Annotated in this window: 10 protein-coding genes; 1 reads left to right on the forward strand and 9 read right to left on the reverse strand. The window is 37.3% G+C overall.

All coding sequences use genetic code 11. From position 1 onward, the window contains the following. Window positions 1-759 carry a hypothetical protein gene (locus ACMDB5_RS01630; RefSeq protein WP_413999297.1) on the forward strand — a complete coding sequence of 253 codons (759 nt, stop codon included), beginning with the start codon at window positions 1-3 and terminating at the stop codon, window positions 757-759. A gap of 392 nt (window positions 760-1,151) precedes the next feature. Here the strand turns inward: ACMDB5_RS01630 and rfbA are convergent, their stop codons facing one another. The 9 genes from rfbA to ACMDB5_RS01675 form a co-directional block, all read right to left on the reverse strand. After that, entirely contained in the window at window positions 1,152-2,021 is an 870-nt protein-coding gene (gene rfbA, locus ACMDB5_RS01635; protein WP_413999298.1) for a glucose-1-phosphate thymidylyltransferase RfbA, read from the reverse strand. 523 nt (window positions 2,022-2,544) lie between these two features. Continuing rightward, window positions 2,545-3,594, reverse strand: a complete 1,050-nt coding sequence (rfbB, locus tag ACMDB5_RS01640; RefSeq protein WP_413999299.1) for a dTDP-glucose 4,6-dehydratase — start codon at window positions 3,592-3,594, stop codon at window positions 2,545-2,547. Window positions 3,595-4,021: 427 nt separating this feature from the next. Continuing rightward, window positions 4,022-4,885 carry a dTDP-4-dehydrorhamnose reductase gene (gene rfbD, locus ACMDB5_RS01645; protein ID WP_413999300.1) on the reverse strand — a complete coding sequence of 288 codons (864 nt, stop codon included), beginning with the start codon at window positions 4,883-4,885 and terminating at the stop codon, window positions 4,022-4,024. A 375-nt stretch (window positions 4,886-5,260) separates the two neighbouring features. Beyond that, window positions 5,261-5,809, reverse strand: coding sequence for a dTDP-4-dehydrorhamnose 3,5-epimerase (rfbC, locus tag ACMDB5_RS01650; protein WP_413999301.1), 549 nt, complete (start codon window positions 5,807-5,809; stop codon window positions 5,261-5,263). Between the two features lie 420 nt (window positions 5,810-6,229). Then, on the reverse strand, window positions 6,230-7,375 hold the full coding sequence (locus ACMDB5_RS01655) for a DegT/DnrJ/EryC1/StrS family aminotransferase (protein ID WP_413999302.1): 1,146 nt from the start codon (window positions 7,373-7,375) through the stop codon (window positions 6,230-6,232). After that, window positions 7,362-7,994, reverse strand: coding sequence for an acetyltransferase (locus ACMDB5_RS01660; RefSeq protein ID WP_413999303.1), 633 nt, complete (start codon window positions 7,992-7,994; stop codon window positions 7,362-7,364). Before ACMDB5_RS01660 ends, ACMDB5_RS01655 begins: the two co-directional genes overlap by 14 nt. After that, window positions 7,987-8,586, reverse strand: a complete 600-nt coding sequence (locus tag ACMDB5_RS01665; protein ID WP_413999304.1) for a sugar transferase — start codon at window positions 8,584-8,586, stop codon at window positions 7,987-7,989. The genes ACMDB5_RS01660 and ACMDB5_RS01665 overlap by 8 nt, the downstream gene beginning before the upstream one ends. Window positions 8,587-8,588: 2 nt before the next feature. Next, window positions 8,589-9,818 (reverse strand): glycosyltransferase family 4 protein, encoded by a 1,230-nt coding sequence (locus tag ACMDB5_RS01670; protein WP_413999305.1) that lies wholly within the window; start codon window positions 9,816-9,818, stop codon window positions 8,589-8,591. A gap of 11 nt (window positions 9,819-9,829) precedes the next feature. Then, the gene (locus ACMDB5_RS01675; RefSeq protein WP_413999306.1) at window positions 9,830-11,665 is read right to left on the reverse strand and encodes an alginate lyase family protein; all 1,836 of its coding nucleotides are present in this window, start codon (window positions 11,663-11,665) and stop codon (window positions 9,830-9,832) included. Window positions 11,666-11,668: the final 3 nt, after the last annotated feature.

Genomic DNA, 11,668 nt, shown 5'->3' on the forward strand with positions numbered 1-11,668 from the left:
ATGGTAAAAATAATAGCCCCTTTTCTAATCAAAGGAACAATTGATGACCTCAACTTTGTAGTAACCGCAGATGGAAAAAATTATGCAAGAATTAAAGGAAAAACGGGACTAACAGCTGAAGCCTTCAAAAACAATCCCATTTTTGCAACGATACGAAACCACGGACACGAATTTGGGCACTGTGCAAAAAAAACAGTTATTTTTCGTCAGCTGGCGGTACATTTTAACAAACTTGCCAAAGAAGGCAGTTTTGCAGGTAGGGCAAACAAACTCCTTTTCGAAATTCTACAAGAAGACACCACCCAGCCACAGGGGAAAAGAACCCTGTCCGAAGCATTAAAAACCAGCGAAGGCAAGGAATTATTAGTAGGATTTGAAAGCAACTGTCTAAGGCCCCTGCACAAGGTGCTCAAAATAAAAGAGCATTACAATCAGGACAACCAAACAGTCACCCTCACTGATTTCAATCCAAACGATCACCTCGATTGGCCAGAAGAAGCTACCCATGTACACTTGGCAATAGCCGTATCCAATTGGAATTACGAAAACGATACCTTCGATAGTTGTTACAGCGAGGAAATAATTATGTCCAAAGAATCCCCAATGCAAACCATAGCGCTAACAACCGCCAGACCACAAGGAAACCACCTCAATCTGACATTCTTATACATCGGTTTTGCCGTACAAGAACGAAGAAAATACCAACTCCAGCACCGCAAACACAACACCACAACACTAATCGCCTACCACAACCGATAACAGACAACTCACAACCGATAACCCACAACCGACAACTCACTACTCACCTTCACCCTGAGCCTGTCGAAGGGCACTTCTCACCAAAAAAAAGGTCAAAAAAGAAAAAACCCCTTTGACTCACCACATATTCTCTATATTCTCTCGTAAAATAACAACCGACAACTCACTATTCACTATTCACAACCGATAACTGACAACCCACAATTCACCAAAAAAAAGATCAAAAAAGAAAAAATCCCCTTTGACCCGTAACCTATTCTTTAACTAAAAATATCCTTCTCACTAACACTGCTTCCTGCCTTTTCTGCTTTCTGCCCTCTTCATTCAAAATTTAAAATTCAAAATAAAACCCCCTGCTTCCTGCCTTCTAACTCTTCACCACTCACAACCAACTACATCTTCATCTTCAACAACCCCAATAAATACTCCCCATAACCTGATTTCTTCAAAGGCTCTGCAAGATCTTTCAGTTGCTGTTCAGAAATAAATCCTTGTCTCCAGGCAATTTCTTCAATACAACCCACCTTCAATCCCTGACGTTCTTCAATAACCTGAACAAATTGTCCTGCTTGCATCAAGCTATTAAAAGTTCCCGTATCCAGCCATGCAGTTCCTCTGCTTAAAATACCAACTTTTAATTTCCCTTGTTCTAAATATACTTTATTAACGTCTGTAATTTCGTATTCACCTCTAGCGCTTGGTTGAATGCTCTTGGCAATTTTCACTACCGAATTGTCATAAAAATACAAACCGGGTACGGCATAATTGGATTTTGGCTCTACTGGTTTTTCTTCGATAGAAAGCGCCTTGTGATTTTCATCAAATTCAACCACACCATAACGCTCCGGATCAGCAACGTGATAGGCAAAAACAACTCCACCTTCAGGATTCGCGCTATCTTTCAATAATTGTTGCATATTAGCTCCAAAGAAAATATTATCTCCCAAAACCAGTGCTACGCTATCATTACCTATAAATTCTTCCCCAATAACAAAAGCTTGCGCTAGACCATTTGGGATGGCTTGTTCTGCATAACTAAATTGACAACCTATTGTACTTCCATCACCAAGCAATTTTTTAAAATGAGGCAAGTCATGAGGTGTAGATATGATTAAAATTTCATTAATACCAGCCATCATCAAAGTCGACAACGGATAATAAATCATGGGTTTATCATAAACCGGCATTAATTGTTTACTTACCGCTAATGTTAATGGGTGCAATCTAGTTCCTGAGCCTCCAGCTAATATAATTCCTTTCATTTTATACTAATTTTACGAATTAATTCGAATTTTTTAAATTAATCATTCTTTTATAAGTTAATGAAGACATACCAAAATTAATCAACATACCCAATCCCATATTGGTACATTTAAAAAATTGGTCAACTCCATATAAAACAACCTTTTATGATTAAATTAATTGTTTTTTTTTAAAGAGACCTTTACACCGGACTTCTCGATACAATTTTATAAAAAAGTTCTCGCTATTTTATAAAATCACTCGAAGTGACGGAAATTAACAGAACACTATTCACATCACTCCTATCCCGTCCTTAGCTTCCGCAGTCGAGCGTCAAATCTTTGAAGAAGGCGTAAAAACAAAAACTGTTTGAGCGAAGCGAGTTTTTTTGTTTTAGACTTCGAAAACTAATTTGACCGACGAGGGAGCGGAGACTTGATTTTTTTGTTTCTTTTTTGATCAAGCAAAAAAGAAAATTGGTAAGCCTTAATTTCTAAGTTTCACCAAAACGTCATTGGCAGCATCCATTCGTTTCAATTCTAGTTAATTCGCGTATTGTTTCTCGTAATAAGAAGCATAAGCTCCCGAAGTTACATTATCCAACCAAGTCTGATTTTCCAAATACCAATTCACGGTTCTTTCCAATCCTTGCTCAAAAGTAACCGAAGGTTTCCATCCTAATTCCCGATTAATTTTTGTGGCATCAATGGCATAACGCAAGTCATGTCCCGGACGGTCTTTCACATAAGAAATCAGTTGCTCTGAAGTTCCTGCTGCTCTTCCTAATTTTGCATCCATAATTTTGCAAAGCAATTTCACTAAATCAATATTCTGCCATTCGTTAAAACCACCAATATTGTAAGTGTCGTAATTTACACCCTCGTGAAACACCAAGTCAATTGCAACGGCATGATCCTCTACAAAAAGCCAATCACGGGTGTACTTTCCGTCTCCATAGACCGGAAGTGGTTTGTTTTGAATGATATTATTGATAAACAGCGGAATCAATTTCTCCGGAAAATGATAGGGCCCGTAATTGTTCGAACAATTAGTCAAAACAAAAGGAAGACCATAGGTTTCACCATACGCACGTACAAAATGGTCGGAACTGGCTTTGGAAGCCGAATAAGGCGAATTAGGATCATAAGGAGTTGTTTCGGTAAACAAACCCTCTGTCCCTAAAGAACCATAAACCTCATCGGTACTGATGTGGTAAAAACGTTTGCCTTCGCTATTGTCTTTCCAAATGGCTTTGGCTGCGTTTAATAAATTAACTGTACCTATTACGTTAGTTTTCACAAAAGCCATCGGATCAGTGATTGATCTATCCACATGCGATTCGGCTGCCAAATGCAAAACTCCATCAAACTGATGTTCAGCAAAAAGTGCATCAATAAAATCAGCGTCAACGATATCGCCTTTTATGAAAGTATAATTTGCTGCTTTTTCTATATCGGCTATATTTTCCAGATTCCCTGCATAGGTCAGGGCATCCAGATTAAAAATCTGATATTCCGGATACTTATTTACAAAACGCCTCACCACATGCGACCCTATAAAACCAGCCCCACCGGTAATTAATATTTTTTTCATTTCTATTTCTGTATTTTAATATTTGTCAGTTCAAGGGAAAATTTCATTCTAAAAAACAATATAATCAATTATAAATTAAATTCCATTATTTCTGAGATTCAATCGTCCTTAGCTTCCGCAGTCGAGCGTCAAATCTTTGAAGAAGGCGTAAAAACAAAAACTGTTTGAGCGAAGCGAGTTTTTTTGTTTTAGACTTCGAAAACTAATTTGACCGACGAGGGAGCGAAGACTTGAAATCGAAGATTCACGGAATCCATAATTAAATAGTATTCTGAGTATTTTTTTGTTTCTTTTTTGATCAAGCAAAAAAGAAAATAACTTCACCTTTCATAAAAATCTAATTAGTAGTTGATGACTAATTCACAATAAAAAACAAGTACGTAATATCGACAACCATGAACCTACTACCTCCGTAGCTTTCTAATCACTATTTCTCAATACCCAACAACCCAATACACCTCCTCAAACTCTCCTTATATGCCGGCACTTCAACGCCAAAAGCAGTTTTAATTTTACTTTTATCCAATAAGGAATACGCTGGGCGTTTGGCTGGTGTAGGATAGGCCGAGCTTGGAATCCCACTAATCTCACACTCAAATCCTCCTATTTCTTGGATCGCCAAAGCAAATTCATACCAGCTGATTTCTCCTTCATTGGAAAAATTGTAAATCCCTGCTTGCCAATTGGGATGATTGATTATCGTTACTATGGCTTCGGCCAAATCGGCTGCATAGGTTGGGCTCCCTATTTGGTCATTAACCACATTCAAGCTATCCCTTTCTTGCATCAATCGGGACATCGTTTTTACAAAATTATTCCCAAAACTGGAATATACCCAGGAGGTTCTGATGATAATAGCATCTGGATTCGTTTCCAAACAAGCCTTTTCTCCAGCCAATTTGCTAACGCCATACACATTAATTGGATTGGTTTGTGCTTCTTCTGTCAAGGCGACGGAAGAATTCCCATCAAAAACATAATCGGTAGAAATATGTACCAATCGACAAGCATTAGCGTGACTCCATTTTGCCATTACAGCCACTGCTTGATGATTCAACACATCCGCTAATTCTACTTCTGATTCTGCCTTATCAACAGCCGTATGTGCCGCGCAGTTGATGATGATTTGTGGATGAATAGCGTCCAATTGCGCCTCCAAACCAGCCAAATCACATAAATTCAGCTCTTCCCGGTCTGTAAAAACCCATTCAAATTGCGGATAATCCACTGCCAACACCTGCAACTCTGATCCCAACTGCCCCTGAGCACCTGTAACTACTATTTTTTTCATTTAATTTTTAATCTTTTCAATTTCAACCCATAACTCACAACCGAAAGCTCCATGAACACTAAACATTACTCATCAATCATCACTGATCTCTATAACTATCGTAACGAAAAGCTCCATCTTCACCACTCCTCTCCCCGCCCTTAAATTAAAAACGTAGAAAAACAACGATAAAACGACGTGGCAGCAGTCCGCGAGATGAGCCTGAAAGGCGAACGGCTCGGGCTGCGGAACATAGTTTTGAGGTAGTTTTTAAGTTTTAAATTTTCAGGCTTGATCTTTTGTTTCTTTTGCATCAAGGCAAAAGAAAAAGAAAAATAATTTCTCTCCATTCGCCAGTCATCGTCTCAATACTAATCCCTGAACACTAAACACTCCCTAAAACCCACTATTACAATCCTCAATAAAAGGCAAAACCAAATCCTTCTCCGATACAATCGCATCCGCTACATCAATTCCCCAATCAATAGCGAGACTTGGATCGTCAAAACGAATCCCGCCCTCACTCTCTTTATGATAAAACTGATCGCATTTATACATTACGGAAGCCGTCTCACTGATAACCGAAAACCCATGGGCAAAACCCTGGGGAACGAACAATTGCTTCTTATTCTCAGCAGATAACAAAACACTAAATGCCTTCCCATAAGTAGCCGAATCTTTTCGTAAATCTACAGCAACATCAATAATCGCGCCTTCCAACACACGAACTAACTTGGTCTGAGCATAAGGAGGATTTTGATAATGCAATCCTCTCAAAGTCCCTTTCTTAGAAAAAGACTGATTATCCTGTACAAAATCAATAGCAATCTCTAAATCTTCAAACTTAGTCTTACTATAGGCTTCAAAAAAATAACCACGCTCGTCATTATAAACAACAGGAATAATAATTAGTAAATCTTTAAGGGCCGTTTTTTCTATTCTCATTTTGTTACAAAAGTTGGATTGAAGTTATAAGTCTTCTTTTTCGTTAGTAGTGATTACTATTATATGGATTTCGTAAAACTATTTGCAAAACTAGCTAATTAATCAAATATATACTGTATTGTATACAAAGTATATCTCTTTATCTTATCCCAATAGACGAAGAATAATTAAAGTTTTAGGAAATCTAACCGAAAAAGAACTTCGAAAAATTAAAGATATTTTAAAAGAAACATTTGTGGATTAACCAGACAACGGCAGACGATAGACTCCCCAATAGCTTCTGGAAGTCGATACCCCACAACAGACAACCGACAACTCACAAAAAAAGGTCAAAGAAGAAAAAATCTCCTTTGACCCATAACATATTCTTTACTCTATATTCTCTCGCAAAATAACACCCTAGAACCCACTACTCAAAACTCACTTTGCACAAAAAAAACTCTTCACCACCTCCGCAATTCGCTCTCTCTCTTCATCCGTTAGATTAGACCCAGATGGCAGACACAATCCATTTTCAAACAGGCTTTCCGCTACTTTATTTCCATAATAAGGATAACTCTCAAAAACTGGTTGTAAGTGCATCGGTTTCCACAATGGTCGTGATTCAATATTGGCTGCTTCAAAAGCCAGTCGCAAAGCTTCTCTGTCAATTCCTAGTTCTGCATTCGGTTCAATTACAATTGCCGACAGCCAATAATTAGAAAAATAATCATCATTCGGCACCGTAAATACCGTCACAGTATCAATGTCTTTGAATAATTCCACATAAAAATCATGCATCTTTCTACGCAAGCCAACATGATCATCAAGAACTTCCATTTGTCCGCGTCCAATTCCGGCACAAATGTTACTCATTCGATAATTATAACCAATTTCAGAATGTTGGTAATGCGGTGCATTATCTCTGGATTGGGTAGCAAAAAATACCGCCCTATCTTTTATCTCTTTTGATTTCGTAACAATAGCGCCTCCTCCTGAAGTGGTAATGATTTTGTTCCCATTAAAAGACAATACCCCAATATCACCAAAAGTACCGCATTGTTGTCCTTTATAAGAACTTCCTAAAGCTTCCGCACTATCTTCCAAAACTGGAATATTGTATTTAGTCGAAATGGACTGAATGGTCTCAATTTGATAAGGAACACCATATAAATGCACCGCTATAATAGCCTTTGGTTTCTTACCTTTAGCAATACTGTCTACGATCGCTTCCTCTAAAGCTACAGGACAAATATTCCAGGTCTGCTTCTCACTATCCACAAAAAAAGGAGTAGCTCCAAGATATAAAATAGGATTTGCTGAAGCCGAAAAGGTCATACTCTGACAAAGCACAGTATCACCAGCCTGAACTCCAAGCAAAATCAAACCAAGATGAATGGCTGCAGTTCCAGAACTTAAAGCCCCTACATGAGCTTCATTGCCTAAGTAATTTTCCAGATCCTTTTCGAGGCCATTTACATTGGGCCCCAAAGGCGCTACCCAGTTCGTATCAAAAGCCTCGTTTACAAATTTTTGTTCGCTTCCACCCATGTGCGGAGAGGAAAGCCATATTTTAGAATTGTTCATTTGATTTATTCTCTTTAAATTTTATTACTTTACCTGGATTACCAACTACTACGGCATAATCTGGTATGTCTTCTATTATAACAGCTCCAGCACCAATCATCGCCCATTTTCCAATTTTAATTCCTTGAATTACCGAAGCTCCGATACCAATATGACTCCCTTTTTCTACAACGACACCACCAGCCAAAGCTGCATTGGGTGAAATGTGCACATAATCATGAACTAGGCAATCGTGTTCAATTATTGCTCCTGTATTAACAATACAATGCTTCCCAATGGAAGTCGCTGCATTTACTATTGCTCCAGCCATCACCACTGTACCTTCTCCAATCTCTGAAAAACAGGAAACAATTGCCTTGGGATGTATCGCAGTATGAAAATGAGTATCTATTGATTTAGAAATCTTTTTCCTGATACTATTATCTCCTATGGCAATAAGAACCTTTTTATCCTTCAAATCTTTGCAATCAATTGTATGGAAAACCGGAATGCCAAATAAACTTTCTGCTTTTGGATTATCATCCAAAATGGCTTCAATTGATTCGCTATTAGATTTTAGAATATCTACAACTACTTTACAATGTCCGCTCGCTCCGTATAAATATATTTTACTATCCATTAAAAGGCTCTATTGTCGCCGCATCTGCAGCATTTATTCCTTCGCTTTTAACTACCTTTTGAATTGTCTTGAATAGGATTTTAATATCCAAACCTAAAGAAACATGATCCACATACCAAACATCCAATTCGAATTTTTTATCCCAAGAAATGGCATTTCTTCCATTAACTTGTGCCCAACCAGTAATCCCAGGTTTTACTTCATGACGGCGGTTTTGAAAAGGAGAATATAAGTCCCGATATTGAGGAAGCAAAGGCCTTGGTCCAATCAAACTCATGTCACCTACAATTACATTTAAAAGTTGGGGCAATTCATCTAAAGATGTTTTACGAACAAAACTTCCTATTTTAGTCAATCGTTCGGCATCTGGCAATAAATTCCTATAAGTATCTTTTTTATCGTTCATTGTCTTGAACTTGACAATCTTAAAGATCACCCCATTTAACCCTGGGCGTAATTGAAAGAAAAAAGGCTTGCCTTGATTGGTAAAATACAAGCCAATCATCACCAGAATAAAAACGGGACTCAATAAAACAATACCGACTAAGGCAGCTGTGAAATCAAAGAGTCTTTTAAAATAGTTTTTATACATTTTTATAATTTTTCAATACTGCTTAGATACCGCTTAGCCAATACATTTCTATCAAAATTTTGTTTCGCATATAAATAGCCGTTTTTCCCCTCTTCTTCTAAACGTTGAGGATTCGACAAATACTCTCTTATAATTCTGTTGTATTCATTTGTATTCTCAGGCTCGACATATGTGCCTGCTTTTGCAGCATCTATCAATTCTCTGGACACGCCATCTATCGCCATCAGTATAGGAACTTTACAAGAGAAGTAATCAAAAGTTTTATTGGAATAAACCGTTTTAAAAGTATCTACTCGTTTTAACACTGAAGCACCCATTTCGGAGGCCAATATATACTTAAACACTTCTTTTTTAGGCACAGGATCGACGAATCGGACATTTTCTATTTTTTTATTCAAAGCCAATTGCTTTAACCGCTCTTTTTCCATTCCCTGACCAATCAACAAAAAAAGTACCTTGGTATCCTCTAATACTTTTCCGGCATCTAAAATTTGCTCCAAATGATTAGCAACTCCATGTGCTCCCACATAAGTAATCACAAACCGATCTTCCAAATCGTGTTCTTTCCGAAAACTTAATCTGTCAAAATTCTGAAGTAACTCTTCAGACAAACTAAAGTCAGCTGCATTTGGAATCATCAACAACTTATTTTCAGGAACATTTTTAACTTCATGGAGCGTTTTGTAAAATGCAGGGGTCAAAACATTGATTAATGTTGCTTTTTTATAAATAAATTTTTCAAAAGCAAAAGCCATCTTAATGACCCATTTATTCTTAAGTACCCCTGTATCTATAGCCGATTCCGGCCATAAATCCCTGATCTCAAAAACCATTGGGATATTTTTAAACAGAGAAATTAAGTAACCACTACCTCCTACAAACAAGGGCGGTGAAGTGACCACCACCACATCAAATTTTCCTTTAACTTTAAATAATCCGGCCCATAGAGAAGAAAACATAAAAGAAAAATACCCCCAAAGACGTCCTAGAAAACCATTATTGTACGATTCTGAAACATGTGTACGATGAATCAGTACCTTACCTTGTTGTTTTTTAACAAAGTATTTCCCTTTATATTCAGGTCTTTTTTCATGACCTCCATAATGCATCATACCCGCTATAACAGTAAGCTCATGTCCCTGATCAGTCCATGTTTTCGTCATTTCATTCCAGCGGGAACCACCAGCATCATCTTCCTCTAAAAAATATTGGTGGAGTAATAGTATTCTCATCTTATCTTATCTTAATTATTATATGCTATTACGGTTGTAATCTTACTGTCAAATTTAAATTGTGTTGCCTTCCCTTTATTTAGTTGTCCATAATAATCTGATTTATAAGACAAGGCACTTTCTGCCTTTAAAACCTGCTGTTCTTCCTTTGCAGAAATTTGGATACAATAATTATCATGATGCCAGATTTGTTTCTTTTCCATCCCCTTCAGTCCTAAAACAACATCTTCAATAATCCATTTGTGCTGTCCTTTAAGTTTGCTAACAGCTCTTTTGTGTATGGCTGTTTTATCCAAATGTTGAAAAGCGCTGATACGACCTTCAAACCTATAACTTTCTATATTTTCAGTAACCTTAGCCGCTATAGATTGGGTCCAAAAATACCAGATAAAGCGACTTCCCTTTAGCATTTGTGATTGACCATTTACAATCACACTGTTATGTGCTGCTGTTCCGGTAAAATAATTACAATACTCCTCCGTTGTATTGTATTTATAGGTTCCGGAATCCCGTAAAATATTTTTATCGCCCACCCAGATATCCAAATGAAGATTATCTGATTGAGCAGGTCGGTCTTTATGAGATCCACAACGAATAAATGTAAATGTTTCATCATCCCGTATTAGGTAATACCCTCCAATAGAAAATTCCTTTATCCCGTCCTCTTTTTCAAGTACTGCAAAATGACGGTTAACGCCCTTTGTAATACCCCACCATTCTATTTCTGATGCTAGCTTTTCCTCTTCATATAATACAATACCCGTTAATAGATAATGTAACGAATTCAATTGTGAGCGATAGTCCCTATAATCGGTATCTGAAAACGGGAAAAACAAAGCACCGTCATTAGAACCATAATTTGGCAACCAACCCGATTCTTCTTGCAAACACTGGTATAAAAAATCTGTAGATTTATAAGCTCTCTCATAAATCATTTTACTGAAGGGGCGGTTCGCTTTTTCAGTAACAGAAATCCCTAAAGTAAGTAATTGAATAACCACACGATGATAGTTCATCGAAAATTGTAAAAAAGTACCATCTTCATAAATCTGATAGGCTATTTCCTCTTCAAACCATTTTCTTCCCTTCTTAGCCCATTTTTTTGTTTCTGGAATGAATGGAAAAAACAATTCGCTTAATGTCAGAAATAAAGTTTCCGTTATAGCATGATTGTTACGTACAGCAATTCTCGAAAAATTGATATGATTATATACGTGATGCAACGACCAATAAATTACATTCTGAATTTTCTGCCAACGGGCCTCTGTCAATGCCGGACTGTTCTTATAATACGTTAAAACAATCTGCCAATTCAGATTTCTAAGCGAAATTTCCTGGCTACAGCGCCAATTAGGTCCCTGATTAATAGGATTAGCATCAATCCAGGATTCTATTTCAGTCATAACAAATTCCGATAAATCCTCATTTGCATGAAAATCATATCGGATTAAAGTTAGTAAATAGCTGAATCTTGATTTTTCCCATACAAATTTTATATCTCCAGCTTCGCTGGATAAATCCGAGATTTGTGACCAATGCATTGTGCTGTCATAGCGGTATTTAGACTCTGGATTGCTAACCCAATCATAATCTAACCCTAAATCCCACCATTCCTTACTAAAAAACAAAACTTCGCCTTTCAAAATCCTCTTTGCTTTAGCCATTAATTCAGGCACGAGTCCTTTAGGAAGAACCATTTCTTCTTTAGTCTTGAAAAAAAATGGCAAAGAACGCAATTCAGCCAAGGAAATAAAATGTCTTACTTCACCACGCATTGGATGACGCTTTATCAAGACCCCACTTTTTTTTTCAATTTCATGACGAATGCGATATACAGTATATCGCATACC

The organism is Flavobacterium sp. W1B (genome assembly GCF_047344965.1).
In the GTDB taxonomy this organism is placed as follows: domain Bacteria; phylum Bacteroidota; class Bacteroidia; order Flavobacteriales; family Flavobacteriaceae; genus Flavobacterium.